Source organism: Rhizobium mesoamericanum STM3625 (assembly GCF_000312665.1).
Lineage (GTDB): Bacteria > Pseudomonadota > Alphaproteobacteria > Rhizobiales > Rhizobiaceae > Rhizobium > Rhizobium mesoamericanum.
The window spans coordinates 3,332,333-3,350,364 of the sequence record NZ_HF536772.1; the positions used below are offsets into that span (position 1 = coordinate 3,332,333).

Annotated in this window: 20 protein-coding genes; 9 read left to right on the forward strand and 11 right to left on the reverse strand. The window is 60.0% G+C overall.

Annotation, left to right across the window (positions count from 1 at the left end; translation table 11 throughout):
* Window positions 1-76 precede the first annotated feature (76 nt).
* The gene (locus tag BN77_RS35865; RefSeq protein WP_007533852.1) at window positions 77-538 is read right to left on the reverse strand and encodes a hypothetical protein; all 462 of its coding nucleotides are present in this window, start codon (window positions 536-538) and stop codon (window positions 77-79) included.
* 257 nt (window positions 539-795) lie between these two features.
* Here BN77_RS35865 and BN77_RS16350 point away from each other — a divergent pair, with 257 nt between their 5' ends.
* Complete coding sequence (locus BN77_RS16350) at window positions 796-3,630, forward strand: PAS domain-containing hybrid sensor histidine kinase/response regulator (protein ID WP_007533855.1); 2,835 nt, start codon at window positions 796-798, stop codon at window positions 3,628-3,630.
* Here the strand turns inward: BN77_RS16350 and mnmC2 are convergent.
* Window positions 3,627-4,343 carry a tRNA (5-methylaminomethyl-2-thiouridine)(34)-methyltransferase MnmC2 gene (mnmC2, locus tag BN77_RS16355; protein WP_040677291.1) on the reverse strand — a complete coding sequence of 239 codons (717 nt, stop codon included), beginning with the start codon at window positions 4,341-4,343 and terminating at the stop codon, window positions 3,627-3,629. The genes BN77_RS16350 and mnmC2 overlap by 4 nt on opposite strands.
* Between mnmC2 and BN77_RS16360 the strand changes: the two genes are divergently transcribed.
* From BN77_RS16360 to uraH, 8 genes are all read left to right on the forward strand, one after another.
* Window positions 4,342-5,526 (forward strand): NAD(P)/FAD-dependent oxidoreductase, encoded by a 1,185-nt coding sequence (locus BN77_RS16360; RefSeq protein WP_040677292.1) that lies wholly within the window; start codon window positions 4,342-4,344, stop codon window positions 5,524-5,526. The genes mnmC2 and BN77_RS16360 overlap by 2 nt on opposite strands.
* Window positions 5,527-5,633: 107 nt before the next feature.
* Window positions 5,634-6,356 (forward strand): DUF1045 domain-containing protein, encoded by a 723-nt coding sequence (locus tag BN77_RS16365; protein WP_007533862.1) that lies wholly within the window; start codon window positions 5,634-5,636, stop codon window positions 6,354-6,356.
* Window positions 6,357-6,455: 99 nt separating this feature from the next.
* Window positions 6,456-7,379 carry an allantoinase PuuE gene (gene puuE / locus BN77_RS16370; protein WP_040677293.1) on the forward strand — a complete coding sequence of 308 codons (924 nt, stop codon included), beginning with the start codon at window positions 6,456-6,458 and terminating at the stop codon, window positions 7,377-7,379.
* Entirely contained in the window at window positions 7,379-7,876 is a 498-nt protein-coding gene (gene uraD, locus BN77_RS16375) for a 2-oxo-4-hydroxy-4-carboxy-5-ureidoimidazoline decarboxylase (protein WP_040677294.1), read from the forward strand. Before puuE ends, uraD begins: the two co-directional genes overlap by 1 nt.
* A gap of 55 nt (window positions 7,877-7,931) precedes the next feature.
* Window positions 7,932-8,222 (forward strand): nucleotidyltransferase family protein, encoded by a 291-nt coding sequence (locus tag BN77_RS16380; protein ID WP_040677295.1) that lies wholly within the window; start codon window positions 7,932-7,934, stop codon window positions 8,220-8,222.
* Window positions 8,223-8,254: 32 nt separating this feature from the next.
* Entirely contained in the window at window positions 8,255-8,581 is a 327-nt protein-coding gene (locus tag BN77_RS16385; RefSeq protein ID WP_244426186.1) for a HepT-like ribonuclease domain-containing protein, read from the forward strand.
* Between the two features lie 4 nt (window positions 8,582-8,585).
* A complete protein-coding gene (locus tag BN77_RS16390) occupies window positions 8,586-9,083 on the forward strand; it encodes an ureidoglycolate lyase (protein ID WP_007533868.1) in 498 nt (165 codons plus the stop codon).
* On the forward strand, window positions 9,080-9,436 hold the full coding sequence (uraH, locus tag BN77_RS16395; protein ID WP_007533870.1) for a hydroxyisourate hydrolase: 357 nt from the start codon (window positions 9,080-9,082) through the stop codon (window positions 9,434-9,436). Before BN77_RS16390 ends, uraH begins: the two co-directional genes overlap by 4 nt.
* Before the next feature lie 33 nt (window positions 9,437-9,469).
* Here the strand turns inward: uraH and BN77_RS34840 are convergent, their stop codons facing one another.
* From BN77_RS34840 to BN77_RS16435, 9 genes are read right to left on the reverse strand one after another with little or no spacing between them, the layout of a single operon-like run.
* Window positions 9,470-9,661: a hypothetical protein gene (locus BN77_RS34840; RefSeq protein ID WP_007533872.1), complete on the reverse strand. Its 192-nt coding sequence runs from the start codon at window positions 9,659-9,661 to the stop codon at window positions 9,470-9,472.
* Complete coding sequence (locus BN77_RS16400; protein ID WP_007533874.1) at window positions 9,658-10,431, reverse strand: DUF4365 domain-containing protein; 774 nt, start codon at window positions 10,429-10,431, stop codon at window positions 9,658-9,660. Before BN77_RS16400 ends, BN77_RS34840 begins: the two co-directional genes overlap by 4 nt.
* A 13-nt stretch (window positions 10,432-10,444) precedes the next feature.
* The gene (locus BN77_RS16405; RefSeq protein WP_007533876.1) at window positions 10,445-10,978 is read right to left on the reverse strand and encodes an NADH-quinone oxidoreductase subunit B family protein; all 534 of its coding nucleotides are present in this window, start codon (window positions 10,976-10,978) and stop codon (window positions 10,445-10,447) included.
* 12 nt (window positions 10,979-10,990) lie between these two features.
* Window positions 10,991-12,502: a hydrogenase large subunit gene (locus BN77_RS16410; protein WP_040677296.1), complete on the reverse strand. Its 1,512-nt coding sequence runs from the start codon at window positions 12,500-12,502 to the stop codon at window positions 10,991-10,993.
* 15 nt (window positions 12,503-12,517) lie between these two features.
* Window positions 12,518-13,981, reverse strand: a complete 1,464-nt coding sequence (locus BN77_RS16415) for a hydrogenase 4 subunit F (protein WP_007533880.1) — start codon at window positions 13,979-13,981, stop codon at window positions 12,518-12,520.
* Window positions 13,978-14,643 (reverse strand): hypothetical protein, encoded by a 666-nt coding sequence (locus BN77_RS16420; RefSeq protein ID WP_007533882.1) that lies wholly within the window; start codon window positions 14,641-14,643, stop codon window positions 13,978-13,980. Before BN77_RS16420 ends, BN77_RS16415 begins: the two co-directional genes overlap by 4 nt.
* Entirely contained in the window at window positions 14,643-15,599 is a 957-nt protein-coding gene (locus tag BN77_RS16425) for a respiratory chain complex I subunit 1 family protein (protein WP_040677297.1), read from the reverse strand. Before BN77_RS16425 ends, BN77_RS16420 begins: the two co-directional genes overlap by 1 nt.
* On the reverse strand, window positions 15,590-17,605 hold the full coding sequence (hyfB, locus tag BN77_RS16430; RefSeq protein ID WP_007533886.1) for a hydrogenase 4 subunit B: 2,016 nt from the start codon (window positions 17,603-17,605) through the stop codon (window positions 15,590-15,592). Before hyfB ends, BN77_RS16425 begins: the two co-directional genes overlap by 10 nt.
* Window positions 17,602-17,898: a helix-turn-helix domain-containing protein gene (locus BN77_RS16435; RefSeq protein WP_007533888.1), complete on the reverse strand. Its 297-nt coding sequence runs from the start codon at window positions 17,896-17,898 to the stop codon at window positions 17,602-17,604. Before BN77_RS16435 ends, hyfB begins: the two co-directional genes overlap by 4 nt.
* Window positions 17,899-18,032 lie beyond the last annotated feature (134 nt).

Here is an 18,032-nt window from a genome sequence, read left to right on the forward strand (position 1 = left end):
GCGCCAAAAGTCAATAGCGGCCGGTGGATCAAGCGCCGACCCGAAGGCCGTGCGAGACGTCAAACCAGCTCACTTTTCAATAGCAAACCCTTGTGCGGTGAGCCTCGCCCCATCCATTGCGGTGCCATTGAACATGACAACTGGGAGCGTAGTAGTGGCGGTAGTACGGTCTGTAGTAGCTTCGATAGGCCGGATATGGATGATAGTACGACCCGTAATAGGGCCGGTAATAGGAGCCATAGTAGGGCCGATATAACGATCCGTAGTAAGGCCGGTAATAGGGTCTGTAATAGGGTCTGTAATAGGGGCTGTAATAAGGGCTGGAATACGTACTGTAATATGACCCTGGATAGTAGCCGCCGTAGTAGGGGTAGGGGCGTGCGAACTGCGACAATAGAATGCCACCGACGGCCCCAGCCGCAACGCCGCCCCAGAAGTCATCATGGTGGGCATTCGCGGGCGTTGCCGGGAGGAACGTTGTCCCGGTCACGGTCAATGCCATTAAGCCCGACACCATGCTTTTATGAAGTACGGACATGGTCGTCTCCTTTCGTCGACGAAGCTTGTTCTTGAAGCCGTCAGGAGAAGCCGTTCGGGTCTACGGGGCCAGCTGAACGAGTTCATTCTAGAAACGACTGAAACTATACCACAGTTCCCTGATGTTTGCTGCTTGTGATCATACCGCGCCGGCAACTGCGCAAATTGCGCATTGCGCCCAAAATTATGGTTAAAGCCTTGTTAAAGCGGCGCGACTATAGTTGTTCGACGCGCCCTTCTTCTGACTGAGGACTGATTTTGACATCGCACGGGGACCTTCTCGAACTGGCCTGCCGCCGGATCGCAGATCTGGATCGCCCTGCCTATGTCAAGAACAGCGAGCTTCGTTACATCGCAGTCAACGAGGCCTATGCCTCCTTCTTTGGAAAGGAAATCTCTGATTTCATCGGCCACCTGAGCCGTGACCTGATCGACGCGCCGGAAGAGGAAACCCGCGAAGACAAGGAGCGGCGTGCGCTCGTTTTTGCAAGTGAGGAAAACGCCATTTTCTTCGATTCTCGTGGTGCCGAGCACGCCAGGGTTCGCATCGAAAGCTTCGCGCCATCGGAAGACCGTGTCTACGTACTCGGCATTTTCGAGAGGCGACCACCTCGCCGGGATGACGATAGGCCGCCGGCGCCGGATTTGGCCCGCAGCCAGGCCCTGACCGAGGATCTTCATATCATCCTTCGCGCACTTCCCGTCGGCGTCATGATCCTCGACGACAAGCGCAACGTTCTCTACGCCAACGACGCGTTTTACGATCTCTGGGATCTCCCGCGCGACAATCGCTTCGACGGCTGGGCCTTCATCGACGTAATCCGCCACAATCACAAGCTTGGACGCTACGGCGCCAAAGTGTCCCCCGAGCAGATTCTTGCTCGGCGGGAGGCACATTTCCAGGCGGCGGACACGGGGCCGCGGCCGGTGGAGCTCGGTTGGGTTGGCGGCAAGCGCGTGCTGTTCGATGGCAGAAGCCTCTCCAATGGCCGGGTTCTACTTTCCTATGCGGATGTGACCGCAGTTCGCGAGCGCGAAAAGGAAGTCCACGAAACGCGGGCGGCGCTCGAGCATATGGGCGATCTGATGCATGATGCGACACGCGCCATGTCCCAGGGTCTTTTGATCGTGCAGGACGGGATCATCCTGCTCGCGAGCGATCCGCTCAGCGATATCCTGGCGATACCGCCCGAGTACCTGGCTGTCGGTCGGGGATGGATCGACCTCTTCCGGTTCTGCGCCGAACGGGGGGATTTTCACGGGCAGGAGGACGAAATCCTCACGACTTGGCGAGGCAACATCGCGGCCAAGAAGCCGATCTCGGCTCCATTTCATGTCGGCGGAGAACGTTGGGTCAACCTCGACGCTACCATCAGTGAGCGGCAACATTGGATTGCGTTGTTTACCGATGTCACCGAAGCAAAGGAGCGAGAGACCGCGCTCGAGCGGCTCCTGTCGCGGGCGGAGGCGGCCGATCGCGTCAAATCGGAGTTCCTGGCGAACATGAGCCATGAGATCCGGACACCAATGAACGGTGTCCTCGGCATGGCTGAGTTGCTCGCGAAGACCGATCTCGATACCCGTCAGAAGACGTTCATCGACATCATCGTCAAGTCAGGCAATGCGCTGGTGACGATCATCAACGACATTCTCGATTTCTCAAAGATCGATGCCGGAAAGATGAGGCTCCGGCCCACGACGTTTAATCTGCTCGAAGCGATCGAGGATGTTGCGACCCTCCTGTCTTCAACCGCGTCCGAAAAGAACATCGAGCTTTTGGTGCGCACGGCGCCCGATTTGCCGTCGGCTGTGATCGGCGACGCGGGGCGCTTCCGACAGATCATCACCAATCTCGTCGGCAATGCCGTAAAGTTCACGGAGCGCGGTCACGTCCTCTTGGACGTTGGCTTCGCGCCGGGCGCACAAGACGAGATCATGGCGAGCATCCGGGTCGAGGATACTGGCATCGGCATTCCGGATGACAAGCTGGAGTCCATTTTCGACAAGTTCTCGCAGATCGATTCATCCTCGACCCGCCGCCACGAGGGAACGGGCCTCGGCCTCGCCATCACGGCAGGGCTGGTGGACCTGTTTGGCGGCTATCTCGAGGTGGACAGCCGGCCGGGTGAGGGCTCGGTCTTTAGCGTGAATCTGCCTTTCGTCGTGGCAGCGGCGCAGCTGGCGCCAAAGCCGCTGCCGGTCAACGTTAAGGGTGCCCATGTTCTCGTCGTGGACGACAATGCGGTCAACCGACAGATTCTGACCGAGCAGTTGGCTCTTTGGGGCTTCGATGGCGCCGCTGCCGAAGACGGACCTGCGGCGTTTGCAGTTCTCGAGGCTGCGCACGAATTTGGCTTAGCGGTCGATGCAGTCGTGCTGGACTACCAGATACCCGGCATGAATGGCGCCGAAATCGCACGGAAACTGCGTGCCGACAGCCGCTTCGAGCGCCTCGCGATCATCTTTCTGACGTCGATGGACATGTCCGGAACCGAAAAAGAGTTCGCAGCCCTAAACGGCCAAGCCTATCTGATGAAGCCGGCGCGTGCCAACGTGCTGAGGAAAACCATCGCAGACGTCGTGCGTGCAAGCCGGACGAAGCAGGTCTGCGCTGCTGCAATCATGCAGTCCAGCGCGGAAGCGATGCCATCGCCGCTGCCCAAAGCCGAGCCTTCAGCGACTGCGCCGACAGAGCTTGTTGACGTGCTGGTCGCGGAAGACAACGACGTCAACCAGATCGTCTTCACCCAGATCTTGCGCGGAAGCGGTCATAGCTTTCTCGTTGTCGGCAACGGCCAGGAGGCGGTGGACGCATGGCACCGCCATACCCCGCGCATCATAATGATGGATGTCTCGATGCCCGTGATGAACGGGCATGACGCAACGCGCGCGATACGTGATCGGGAACGCGGGCAAGGCCATCGCGTGCCAATCATCGGAGTGACCGCGCATGCTCTGGAGGCCGACCGCGACCTTTGCCTGGAGGCGGGCATGGATGATTACATGTCAAAGCCGATCAGCCCGGAGTTGCTCGAAGAGAAGCTGGAGCTGTGGTTGGGCAGGGGGCAACAGACAAGTCGCTCGGCAAGCTAGGACTTGATGCCGCAGAGCATCTCGCGCTTGCCGGCAAAGCCGCTGCGACGCTCGACGACAAAGCCCGCCGCGAGCAGATTGCGCCGGACGAAACCGGCCGCGGCGTAAGTCGCAAAGGTCCCGTTCGATTTCGTCTTTTCGCAGACAAGGCGCATCAAATCCTCGGACCACATATCGGCGTTGCGCGACGGCGCGAAGCCGTCGAGAAACCAGGCATCGAAGCCCGCTTCAGCGGCTGCAACCCCGTCCAGCGCGCGACCACAGACGACGCTGAGGGTTGTCTGGCCATCAAGGCTCAAGGACACGGTTCCCTTGGGTGTTTCCGGCCATGCTTTAGCAAGTGCCTGCCGTTCCACATCGATTTCGGTCCAATGAGACAGCGCTCGGTCGATTTCCTCGCGTTGCATCGGATAGAGCTCGAACGACATGAAGTGCAATTTCTGCCCCGCGCGCCGATTGAGCTTCCACTGTCGCCAGGTTTCGGCAAAGTTCAGGCCGGTACCGAAGCCGAGTTCGCCGATCAGGAAGTCGCCCTGATCGAGCCAGCGTTGCGGCAGATCGTTGCCGGCAAGGAAGACATGCCCGCATTCAAGCCTACCGTCCGTCTGGCAATAAAAATGGTCGCCAAAGGCCGGTGAATAGGGCATATCGCCGTCGCGCCATTCAAGCGGCTGGTGCGCGCCAGGAGTTTTTTCAGGGTCCGTATCTGTCATGATCAAAGCCGATAGTCCGGCCTTGTCGTCCGGTCAATCATCGACTTCCCTTCTGATCGCCGGGGGCGGCATCATGGGACTGTGGGCGGCGGTTCACGCGGAGCGTCTTGGCATCGACGCATTACTCGTCGACGCCAATCGGCTTGGGCATGGCGCGAGCGGGGGGGTCCTCGGCGCACTCATGCCGCATATGCCCTACAAGTGGAACGCCAAGAAGCAATTCCAGTTCGATGCGCTGGTATCCCTGGAGGCCGAAATTGCAGCTTTGGAGCAGCAGACAGGCCTTTCCGCAGGCTATCGCCGCTCGGGGCGTCTCATTCCACTGCCGAAGCCGCACTTGCGCGAGATTGCGCTTGGTCACAACCGCGATGCCGAGGAACGCTGGATCGCGGGCGAGCGGCGGTTCCACTGGCATGTCATTGATAAGCCGCCTCAGGAAAATTGGCTTGATGCCGCAGCTGGCGAAAGTGGCTTCGTGCACGATACGCTTGCCGCAAGGGTTGCCCCCCGGTCGTTGACTGCTGTACTGGCCGCATCGCTGCGCAATGCCCGGCATGTGCGGCTTGGCGAACATGTTTCGGTCGACCATCTCGATCTTGAGCGCAAGGTTGCAAAAACGACAGCAGGTGACATTGCGTTCGGCCGGTGTGTCATTGCAGCCGGGTACCAATCCTTTCCATTGCTGGGGCGCTACACCGCTGGTCTCGTGAGGTCGCTCGGCCAGCCCGTCAAAGGGCAGGCAGCGTTGTTGAAAGTCGATATAGACCCGTCCATGCCGACGATCTTTCGCGATGGGTTCTATATTGTTGCCCATGAGGGTGGCCACGTCGCCGTCGGTAGTACCAGCGAGAATCGCTTCGACGAGCCGTTTTCGACCGACGGACAACTCGACGCGCTCCTTGAGACGGCCGCACAACTGGTGCCTCAATTGGGGGGCGCACCCGTGCTTGAACGATGGGCCGGTCTACGGCCGAAGGCAATCGACCGTGACCCGATGATTGGCATCCACCCCGACCATGACGGATTGATCGCACTGACCGGTGGCTTCAAGGTCAGTTTTGGTGTGGCCCACCGTCTTGCCGCCGCAGCGGTCGACCTGGCGGCCGGTCGAAAGCCGCGCTTTGCTCTGCCCGACAGCTTCCTCTTAGCCAATCACATTCGTGTGGCTTCACGCTTAACGTGAATTAGCATTTCCTGCCTTTCGTCAATCTGTCATGCAAATCACCTATCAGCTAGCGCAACCGCGGCGCCGACGGATGGCAGCGCGGTTTGTTCGACGGAGGAAATCGCATGCGCTATGCCATTTGCTTTACCCCCGCTGCGAGCGACCCGCTCTCGCATGTGGCCGCAAATTGGTTAGGCCGGAACGTGTTTTCCGGGGAGATGGTCGAGCCGACCGCCATTCGTGGACTGAGCATCCACGAAATTGCCTTCCACACGGCCATGCCGCGCCGCTACGGCTTTCACGGTGTTCTGAAGGCGCCCTTCCGCCTCGCCGCAGACATGTCGGAAGCGCAACTTTTGCGTGATCTCATGCGCTTCTGCGGCACGCTTTCGCCGTTCCAGATCCGGAAACTGGAGGTCGCGAGGCTCGGCGGCTTCTATAGCCTCGCTCCGTCTTTGCCCTGCGAGCATCTTCACCATCTCGCCTCTTCGGTGGTCCAAGAGTTCGATCGATTTCGTGCGCCGCTGAGCGAGGCAGAAATCGAGCGTACAGATCCCGGCGCTCTGTCGGCCACGCAGTTCACCAACCTACACCGCTGGGGAAACCCCTATGTGATGGACGAATTTCGTTTCCACATGCCGCTGACCGGCCCTGTCAATCAGTGCGACATGCCCAGGGTGGAGCAGGCGCTTCGCAATGTCTTTGAGCCAGTGCTTGCTGATCCCATCAAGGTCGCGAACGTTGCGCTGATGATCGAAGAGGGGAACGGCGGGCCATTTCGCGTGCATTCGTTGCATCCGATCGGCAAGGTCAGTGCCAGGCGCGATCGTGTTCCTGTATTCGCCTGAGGCTTTTTGCCGTAAAGGCGGAACTCTGTTGCGTACTTTCCGTCTCGACATTCCCTCTCTGGATGCTACCGTTTCGCCGACTTTCAGGAAGGTGATTTCATGGTATCTGAGACTTATCCGCGCAATCTGATCGGTTATGGACGCAATACGCCAGATCCGAAGTGGCCGGGCGATGCCCGCGTGGCAGTTCAGTTTGTCATCAATTACGAGGAAGGCGGCGAAAGCTGTATCCTCGATGGCGATCTGGCCTCCGAGAACCTGCTATCGGAAATCGTTGGTGCCGCGCCTTGGCCAGGCCAGCGCAATCTCAACATGGAATCGATCTATGAGTATGGCTCGCGGGCCGGTTTCTGGCGCCTTTGGCGGATGTTCACGGAGCTTAAGGTTCAGGCGACTGTCTATGGCGTGACACTTGCCATGGCCCGCAACCCGGAGGCGGTGGCGGCCATGAAGGAGGCTGGATGGGAGATTGCCAGCCACGGCTACCGCTGGCTGGAATACAAGGATTTCCAGGAGGACGTCGAGCGCAAGCACATCCAGGAAGCCGTGCGCCTGCACACGGAACTGACCGGAGAGCGGCCCTACGGCCTGTATCAGGGCAAACCCTCCGACAACACGCTGCGCCTCGTCATGGAAGAAGGCGGTTTTCTTTACTCCTCGGACTCTTACGCCGACGACCTGCCGTTCTGGGTGAAGGGCATCGACGACAAGCCCTTCCTGATCATCCCCTATACGCTCGAGACCAACGATATGCGTTTTGCCACCCCGCAGGGCTTCAACTCGGGCGATCAGTTCTTCACCTACCTCAAGGATGCCTTTGACACGCTCTACGAGGAAGGCGAGGCGGGCAGCCCGAAGATGATGTCTGTCGGCCTTCATTGCCGCCTCGTCGGCCGTCCTGGTCGCGCGGCGGCGCTGAGACGCTTCATGGAATATGTGCTGAAGCACGACAAGGTGTGGATCCCAAGGCGTCTCGAGATCGCCCAGCATTGGCATACGCACCACAAGCCGGAGACAATCTGATGCTTTCGCGTGACGAGTTCGTATCGCGCTACGGCGATGTTTTCGAACATTCGCCGTTCATTGCCGAGCGTGCCTATGACGATGGCTTCGTCGGCGACGAACTGAACGTGGACCGTGTGCACACTGCGCTCGTCGCAATCTTCCGGGCCGCGAGCCCGGAGGAGCGGCTCGGCGTATTGCGCGCCCATCCCGACCTTGCTGGACGTCTCGCAATGAAAGGCGAACTCACCGAAGACAGCAAGAAGGAGCAGGCAGGCGCCGGGCTCGACCGCCTGAGTGCGCAGGAGCACGCGCGTTTTACCGAACTCAACGGTGCCTATGTTGAGAAATTTGGCTTTCCTTTCATCATTGCGGTCAAGGGCTTGAACAAGGACGACATCCTGGCGGCCTTCGAAAAGCGCATCGACAACACGCGCGAGGAGGAATTCGAAACGGCCGCGGCTCAAGTCGAGCGCATCGCGTTCCTGCGGCTCGAGACGATGTTGCCTGGGCGTTGAAACAAGCGTTCATGTGGTACTTTTTTCTTCTGCGCCCGTGACTTATAGTTGCGCGATGAAGCCTTCAGACGTGCTGGAGAAAAATTGGTATATGGTCCGCGAAGCGACGAAGCGCCTCAATGCGGCGAACCCGCGTGTCTTCGGTTCTGTGGCGTGCGGTGGAGATCGGCCAGACAGCGATCCGGATATTCTGGTAGGTACGCTGCCGGGCACGATTCAATTCGATCTCGGCGGGTTGCTGGAGGAACTGAGGGAGACGCTCGGTGTAAAGGTCGACCTGGTAACACCCGGCGGGTTGTCGGACAGGCTCTGCGAGCGCGTTCTTTCGGAAGCGATCGTGGTATGAGCGTCGAACGGCTGGTGGATTACGTTGATCGCATGCAGCAGGCGGCCGAGCAGGCCCGTGCGCTAACCGACGGTATGACCGAAAGCGCCTTTCTGGCGGACCTTAAAACCCAACTGGCTGTGACGATGTCGCTGGTCCTTTTGGGTGAGGCGGCGGCTCGTATTGGCATGAGCAATCCAGATTTCCTTCGCGATCATCCCGAACTTCCTTGGTCAAAGATAAGCGAAATGCGGAATCTCATTGTGAACGACGACCACCGTGCGGATCTTTCGGCCATGTGGGGTACCGTCAGATACGATCTGGCGAACCTTATTTCGCAGCTTCAGTCGATACGCCATTGGCGCATCCAAGGCGAATAGCAACATGTCTCAACTCGATATTCTTCCCCTGACCAAATCTGCCTTCGCGCCTTTCGGCGATGTCATCGAAGCCGATCCGGCAACGATGCGCTATATCAACAACGGCACGACCGAACGTTTCCATGCGCTCGCCGCCGCTGAAGCGGTGGGTGAGGGCGCGCGCGTCATTATCAACGTTTTTCGCGGCCAGCCCCGGGTCTTTCCCTATAAGATCGGCATGATGGAGCGGCATCCGTTTGGCAGCCAGAGCTTTTCGCCGATCTCCGGTCGCCCTTACCTCGTTGTCGTCGCGCAGGACGAGGGCGGTCTGCCCGGTCGCCCTCGGGTGTTTTTAGCGCGCTGCGATCAGGGCGTGAATTATCGCCGGAACGTCTGGCACCATCCGCTGATGGCGCTCAGTGCCGTCAGTGATTTCCTTGTTGTCGATCGCGACGGACCCGGCATCAATCTTGAAGAATACTTCTTCGAAACGCCCTACATCATCAGCGAGCCCAGCCTATGACCGGACTGACCACCCATGTACTCGACACCGCGTCCGGCAAGCCGGCTGAGGGGCTGAGGATCGATCTCTTTTATGTTGAAGGAGACGTCCGTCGTCACCTGAAGACCGTCAGGACCAACTCCGACGGCCGTGTCGATGGCGGGCCGATCCTGATCGGCAATAGCTTCAAGGCGGGGACTTACGAACTGCTCTTTCACGCAGGCGACTATCTTCGCGCGGCCGGCATTGCCTTGCCGCAGCCGGCCTTTCTGGATCTCGTGCCCATCCGCTTCGGCATTGCCGACGTGACTGCGCATTACCACGTACCGCTGTTGATCTCGCCCTACGGCTACTCGACCTATCGGGGCAGCTAGGTGGTTACCAGCTTCCTTCCATTCGCTCGCTGATTAATCTTCGGGCTCCGGTGCATTTGGCTCCTCCTCATCGGGATAACCTGCCTCCAGAAACTCTTCGGCCTGGAGATAGGCGTAGGCTTCGAGCCTGAGATCGACCTCCAGGATATGCACTGCACAGCCCCCGAAAGATTCTCTTACTGGTTCGGCATATGAATAGCTTGCCCAGGGGAAGAGCTTGATCATGACCTCATGGAGACTGTGGGCGCGCAGGTAATAGTTGATCTGCTCATCCGGTTCTTCCTCCGGGCCTTCGCCAAAATAGATGCGCAGATTGCTGAAGATCGCAGTTGCATCGATCCACTCGTCCCATACAAAAAAGTTATCTCGTCCCGGACTTCCTCCATCAATTGCCGATCAAGCGCAAAGGCGAAGCGCATCAGGGACTCTGGATCGGAAGGCACAGCCTCTTCAAAACAGAGCCTGGCAGATGCATTCAGCATGTTGGCTGCCGGAACGGTGATCGCCCATTTGCCATCGGTTTCAGTGCATAGCTTCGTCTCAACAAGTTGCCACAGCATTAGTCCGGATTCTGGGTCGACTAGGATCACAAAGACCGTCAATGCGTGCTTCCTCCAGTAGTCCAAGTGGCCCTTCTCTCCGTGATGGCGGTAGCCGCCCTTGTCCGTTTGGGACGGCATCAGCCTGATCTGCAGCGGCAGAAATCTGTCCGTGGGCCAACCGCTGTCGAGGATTTCGGCTCGTGCATCGATGCCGATACTTCTATCCTGCAAACGGCGGAAGGACCATTTGAAGTCCCGGACGAATACTTTCTCGATCGCCTCGATTGCGGCGTGCGTTACCAGATCCGGCTGGTCGTGCTCTCTTTTCCCATGGCGCAGCCGCCGAGGTGGTATTGGCGGCAGGATCCAATGTCGAACGGCCGAAAAGAAACTCAAGGCTGCTTGGAGCCAGGTTCCAATCTCGATCAGCCCTGCGCCGAGAAGTCGAAGCATTGCAAGATTGCCGTTACGAAACACGGCCTCCTTGGTTCATCTGCTCAAGCAGCGCGAGCAGACCTTTGAGGATATCCGTCGGAGAAGGCGGACAGCCCGGAATATGGAGGTCCACCGGCACAACCGTCGTAGCTCCGCCGAGGACCGCATAGCTGCCGGCAAAGCAGCCGCCATCGCGGGCGCAGCCGCCCACGGCGACCACCCATTTGGGATCTGGTGTGGCGTTGTATGTCCGCTCTAGCGCTTCCCGCATGTTCTTCGTCACCGGTCCGGTCACGATGAGGACATCGGCATGCCGCGGCGAGGCGACGAAACGAATGCCGAAACGCTCGATATCGTAGAAGGCGTTGCTGAGGGCATGCAGTTCAAGCTCGCAGCCGTTGCAGGAACCGGCGTCGACGGCGCGGACCGACAGGCTGCGGCCAAGCCGGCGACGCGCTGCCGAGTCGATGGAAGCGGCGAGTTCTTCCATCGCAGCGTCGGAACGCGGTGGTGCCTGCTCGGTCAGCGGCTGTCGGATCAGGCTTTGAAAGAGGAGTTTTCGCATGACGGGCAGCCTTCAAAGATCATGGCCGGAATAGGAGCAGTTGAACGATTTGTTGCACAGGGGGAAGTCGGCGACGATGTTGCCTTCGATCGCGGCTTCCAGAAGCGGCCACTGGAACCAGGACGGATCGCGCAGATGGCAGCGATCTATCCTTGTCCCGGCAAGCCGAAGCCAGACCAAGACATCGCCCCGGAATCCCTCGACTAGCGCCATCCCCTCGCGTAACTCGTCGAACTCAGGGATCTCGCTGCGGAGCGGGCCGTGCGGAAGTTGATCCAGTATCTGGCCGATCAGCGACAGGCTCTGCTCGACCTCGCGAATGCGGATCCAGACCCGCGCATTCACGTCGCCTTCGACGAGCAGCGGAACCTTGAAGCTAAGTACATCGTAGGGCGCATAGCGCAGGGCGTTCCGGGCATCGAAGCCGCGCCCGGACGCGCGACCGACATAGCCGCCGACGCCGTACTGGCCGGCAAGGTTCGGTCGGAGCCTGCCGGTGGCAACGGTCCGATCCTGAAGCGAGGCGGTATTTTCGTAGAGCTCGACCAATGCCGGGAAGCGCTGGCCGATCTCAGCAAGCAGTGCCCGGAGCGCCGCCACCATCTCCGGATTCAGGTCCTGGGTAACGCCGCCGGGCGTAATGCGGTCGCGCATCAGCCGGTGGCCGAAGGCAGCATCCGCGGCGCGTAGGACGCGTTCGCGCAGCACGGCGCAATGGGCCTGCATTAGCGGAAACGCGGCATCGTTGCAGATGGCGCCGATATCGCCGAGGTGATTGGCGAGCCGTTCCATCTCGGCCATGAGCGCCCGGAGCCAGAGGGCGCGCGGCGGAACGTTAATGCCCAGCGCAGCCTCTACCGCCCTCGAGAAGGCATAGGCATAGGCAACCGTGCTGTCGCCGGATGTCCGTCCGGCAAGCTGCGCTGCCCTGCTAATATCAGCGCCGGCCATCAATCCCTCGATCCCCTTGTGGACATATCCGAGGCGCTCTTCGAGACGAACGACCGTTTCGCCGTTTGCCGTGAACCGGAAATGTCCCGGCTCGATGATACCGGCATGCACCGGACCAACAGGGATCTGGTGCAGGCTCTCGCCGTCCGCGCGCAGGAACTCGTAGGCAGGCGCGTCGGGGAGGGAAGCCGCACTTTCGCCGAGTGGGAAGCGGAGATCCCACCGGCCGTGGTCGAGCCAGGGACGGCTGTCCGGCAGATCCTGTGGTTCGAGGCCGGTCAGATCCCGCACCGCTCGCTCCAGGCGAAGTGCTGGCGGGTGATGCCGGGCGACGGAAGGATAGCCGCCTTCCAGCCCCTCCAGGCTAATGACGGCGACTGCATTATCCGCCTCTTCGAGCAACGCAATATGGACGGTATTGCGCTCGCCCCAGAGGCCAAGCAGGGTCAGGCGTCCCTCCGCGAGTGCGGTCGCCGCAGAATTCCACGTCCGGGGATCGACAATGGCGCGCTGCCACGGACGATGATGGTGAACCGGTTGGCTTGTCTGAATGAGATCGCTCAGCATCGGCATATCCGGCTCCTCCGATCACCGCAGCAGGTTGGCGATATGCTGGAACCAGGAAACCAGCGGAGGCGGCAGGAAGATGCCGGCGCCGAGAACCAGAGCTAGATGCGCATACATCGGGACATAGGATGCCTCCCCCGGAGCGAAACTGCCTCGCGGCTGACCGAAGGCCACCCCGGTCAGCCGCAGAAGCAGGGCCCCGAATGCCACAAGCAGCCCGAAAACGAGAGGGATTGCAAGCAGCGGATGCGTGGCGAAGGTGGAGCTGACGATCAGGAACTCGCTCATGAAGATGCCCATTGGCGGTAGGCCGGTAATGGCGACGACCCCGGCGAGCAATCCCCAGCCCAGACCCGGATGCGTCTCAGTCAGGCCCCGGATGGCGGAAAGTCTTTGGGTTCCCTTGATCTGAGCAACATGGCCGACGGCGAAAAAGATCGCAGATTTGGTAAGCGAGTGCATGACCATGTGCAACAGCCCTGCAAAATTGGCGAGCGGCCCACCAAGTCCAAAGGCGAAGACGATGATGCCCATGTGCTCGATCGAGGAATAGGCAAACAGGCGTTTGATGTCGCGGCGACGGTAGAGCATGAAGGCTGCAAAGATCAGCGACGTGAGCCCCATTGTCATCATCAACGGCCCGGCGGCGATCGCTTCGGGACTGACGGAAAGCAGGATCTTGAAGCGGAGGACGGCATAGAGCGCGACGTTCAGCAAAAGGCCGGAAAGCACTGCCGAGATCGGCGTCGGCCCCTCGGCATGCGCATCCGGCAGCCAGGCATGCAGCGGTGCAAGGCCGACCTTGGTGCCATAGCCGAGCAACAGGAAAACGAAAGCGACGTTGAGGAGCGCCGGATCGAAGGCTGCGGCATGCTTGACCAGGATGGTCCAGACCATGGCGTCATAACCTTCGCCGACGACGGGCTGTGCGGCGAGATAGACAAGAATGGTGCCGAAGAGCGCAAAGGCGATACCGACACTTCCGAGGATGAAATATTTCCAGGCAGCTTCAAGCGCCTCGTGCGTGCGATAGATGCCGACCATCAGCACCGTCGTCAGCGTTGCAAGCTCGACCGCCACCCACATCAACCCGATATTGTTCGAGACGAAGGCGAGGTTCATGCCGAACATCATGATTTGGTACATGGCATGATAGAAACGCAGGTTCGCCGGCGTCAGCCGCCCCGTATCGAGTTCGTGTGCGATATAGCTCGCGCTGAATATGCTGGTGGTGAACCCGACGAAGGCGTTGAGGACTATAAAGACGACGTTGAGATCGTCGACGAGCAGGTATTGTCCCGGCTCGCGCCGTTCAGTGACGAACAGCGAAATAGCGGCGAGCAGTGTCAAAAGGGTTGCAAGCACATTGAGCCGTGCGGTGATCCTGTAGCCGGGCAAAAGAGCCAGAAGCGCTGCCGCGACGACCGGGATCACGAGGACAGCCGCCACCGCATCGAAGGCGAACGAAAGGGATGGCGCGTTCACTTCCGCCTCCTCCCCCTGAAATCGTCGAGCGCTCTGACATCGACGGTATCGAACCGTTCGCGGATGCGGAACAGGAAGACGCCGATGACGATGAAGGCGATCAGGATCGAGAAGGCGACGCTGATCTCGACGACGAGCGGCATGCCCTTGGCGCCGGTTGCGGCAAGCACCAGCCCATTTTCGAGCGACATGAAGCCGACGACCTGGCTGACTGCATTGCGGCGCGTGACCATGATCAGCAATCCGAGTAGCAGAACAGAAAGGGCGAAGGCGAGATCTTCACGGGCAAGCGGATCGGCCTGCGGCGTGACGCGCAGCATCACCACGATCGAAAGCGCGACGAGCCCGATCCCGGCTAGCATGGTGGGTCCGATCCCGACGACCGTCTCGATCTCGCGATGTATGCCGAGTTGGCGGATCATGCGGTGGAGCACCACCGGAATGAGGGTGGCCTTGAAGATGAGGGCGATGGCCGCGGTCACGTAGAGATGCGGCGCATCTTGCACGAAAGCCTGCCAGGCGACCGACAGCGTCAGCACCAGCGAGTGCAGCGCAAACATGTTGAGCAGGGCGTAGAGACGATCCTGGTAGAGCATCATCATGCTCACCAGCACCAGCCCGCCGGCGAGCATGTGGGCAATGTCGAAGACCGGACCATTCATCAAAGGCTCCTCGACACGAACCGCAGGAGGGTGGCAAGCAAGGCAAACATGAGTGCAGCGCCTAGGAACTCCGGGACACGGAAGACCCGCATCTTGGCAACTGAGGTTTCGAACAGGGCAAGAAGCGAGCCTGCGATCGCGAGCTTGGCAAGATAGGCGATGAACCCCACCGAATAGGCGGCCGGTCCCGCTTCGCCGGTCGCAAGTTTCCACGGCACGAATATGCAAGCGATCAGCGAAATGTAGAGGAGCAGCTTGAGCGATGCTGCCAATTCGATCATCGCGAGATGTCGCCCGGAATACTCGAGCACCATGGCCTCATGCACCATGGTAAGTTCCAGATGGGTCGCCGGATTGTCGACCGGGATCCGGGCATTTTCGGCCACCGCCACCATAACAAGGGCCACGAGTGCAATCGCAAGGGAAACCCGCAAGCCCACCGCGGGTGAGCTCATGAATGCGGCCATGGTCGAAAGCTGCGTCGAGCCGGCAACGAGCGCCAGCGCGAAGATGATAAGCAGCATCGAAGGTTCGGCAAGTGTCGCGATCATCACTTCGCGGCTTGAACCGATGCCCCCGAAGCTGGTGCCGACATCCATGCCGGCGAGCGCCAAGAAGAAGCGCGCGCTGCCCAGAAGGGCGATGATCGCGATCAGGTCGGCCGTCCAACTGAAGATCAGGCCGGTCGCGAATGTCGGGATAACGGCGGCCGCCACCCATGTCGAGGCGAAGATCAGGTAAGGCGCTACCCTGAAAAGCCAGGAGGCGTTCTCTGCAACCACGGCCTCCTTGCGAAAGAGCCGTAGGAGATCCCGATAAGGCTGGATCAGCGAAGGACCCTGCCGGCGCAATAGCCGCGCCTTGACCTTGCGGATGAGACCCGTCAGCAGCGGCGCGAGCAGGACGACAAGCGCCATTTGGCAAGCCTGAACGAGAAGAGCGGAGATCATGACCATAGCGCCAGCACCAGAAGCAGGAAAACAAGCGCGAGGAAGACGAGGCTCAGATAACGCCGGATCGAGAGGAATTGCAGGCGGTTGAGCTTTTCGGCGGCAAACCCGACGGCGCCTGTGATCGGCACGTAGAGCCCTTCCCAGATGAGGTCTTGTTGCTCGACAGAAAAGGTGGCTGGTCTGAGATCGCCGGGGGCGGGCATATCGACCCGCTCGCGGGCACGCAAGGCGAGTGTGCCGAAGACGCGCCTGACAGGCTGGGCAAAACTTCCCGCGGTATATTGTGTCGAGGGGCTGCTTTCGGGAAAACCGCAGTCCCAGGCGGCACTACGACGAAGCGTCCGCGAGGCGTAGCGATGGACGATAAAGATCGTCGCGGAGGCCGAGACGGCGATGAACAGGAAGACCAGCAGGCCATTATAGGAACTGCGGCTCTCAGCGATCGGTACGATCGACAGCCACGGGATGTCCATCTGCCGCGGCATCCGCTCACCGACCAAGGAAAACACGACGGGCGAGACACCGTCGATGATGGCCCCCGGCAGGATGCCGGTTAATAGGCACAGTCCCGCAAGCACGCACATGGCGGCAAGCGAGAAATGATCCACTTCCGCAACCTCGTCCGCGGAAGCTGTGCGTGGGCGGCCGAGAAAGGTGATACCGAAAGCCTTGATGAAACAGGCTGCGGCGAGCGCCGCCGACAGAGCCAGCAGACCGCCCACTGCCGGTACGGCGATCTTCAGCGCCCATTGCGGTAGATCGGGGCTTTGCAGAATGGCCTGGAAGACCAACCATTCCGAAGCGAATCCGTTGAACGGCGGAAGGGCAGAAATCGAAACGCAGCCGACAAGGAAGGTGAAAGAGGTGATGGGCATGTGGTGGATGAGACCGCCGAGCTTCTCCATGTCCCGCGCGCCAGTTGCCGTCAAAACGGCGCCGGCGCCGAAAAACAGAAGGCTCTTGAAGAACGAATGGTTAAGGACATGGAACAGCGCCGCAGTCAGCGCCAGTGCGGCGGCCAGGCCCATGCCGTCTGCCTTGAATGCCAGCGCCAGCCCAAGGCTAACGAAAATCACACCGATATTCTCGATTGTGCTGTAGGCGAGTAGGCGTTTGAGGTCGCGTTCCATCAAGGCATGTAGAATGCCGAACGCCGCAGTCCCTGCGCCCAGCATGAGGACAATGAGCCCCGACCACCACATCGACGTACCGAGGAGATCGAAGGTAATGCGGATGAAGCCATATATCGCGATTTTCGTCATGATGCCGCTCATCAGGGCCGAGACGTGGCTCGGTCCGGCGGGATGGGCCAGAGGCAGCCAGACATGCAAGGGCACGAGCCCCGCCTTGGAGCCGGCGCCAAGCAGCAGGAGGATCAGGACCAGGCCTGCCGTGAGCGGTGCATGTTCAGCCGCGCGCATGGTGGCAAAACCGTAGGCGCCCTTAGGTCCGGCAAGCAGGCCGAAGGCAAGCAGCAGAGTCAGCGTCCCGAAGCTTGCCATCACGATATAGAGATAACCCGCTCTGCGATTGTCGGCATTGCGGTGGTGCGCCATCACCAGGGCCCAGGAGGCGAGCGACATGAATTCCCACGAGATCAGGAACGTGAACGCATCGTCGGCCAGCAGTACCAGAATCATGCCTGCGATGAAGGCTGGAAAAAACGGCAGCACCCGGTGCGGTGCGTGTTCGTGCCGGCCGTAACCGAGACCGTAGAGGCTGGAAAGCAGACTGCCGAGATTAGCCACGAGGAGAAAGAAGGACGAGAGCGCGTCGAGCCGGAAATGAGCGCCGAGCCACGGTAGGCCGATAGGAAGGACGAGGGTCGGCGCGTCGACGATAGATGTCGCGAGATGCATCAGGCTGGTTGCGAAAGCAATGGCCGAGGGCAGGAGGCACAGACCGTAGATTGCTGGGGTCGCCCGGTGCGACCGCCCCATCAAAACCCCGAGCGCCCCCGTCAGCAAGAACATGACAACGCATGACAGGATGACGGAGAGGGATGTCATGGAAGCGACCTCGCCTTACTTTCGGGGCCAGATGACGTTCCTGTCCTGTCTTCGGGTGGTTTGGCTCTCGTTTTTAGCCGGACCCCACGTCCGCCATCGATACTGGCGGCCCCCTCGTTGATGAGTTCGATCCCGGCACTCTCCAGAGCGGCTAGCAACCGCATCAGCGACTCCACGTTGCCGCGAACGACGTCGACGCTTGCTTCCATACGCTGGACCGTTGGAACCGAAATTCCCGCCAGCTCGGCCAGTTGGCGCTGGTCGATGCCGAGGAGGGCCCTTGCAGCCCGCATCTGAGCTGCAGTGATCACGATTGAACGATCGCCTATCTTCCATGAGCCCTGAAATTTGCAGCATACAATATATTTAGTGATGTCTCAAATTCGAATCTTGATGTATCTGATGCAGTCCTTACGGAGCGTAGAAT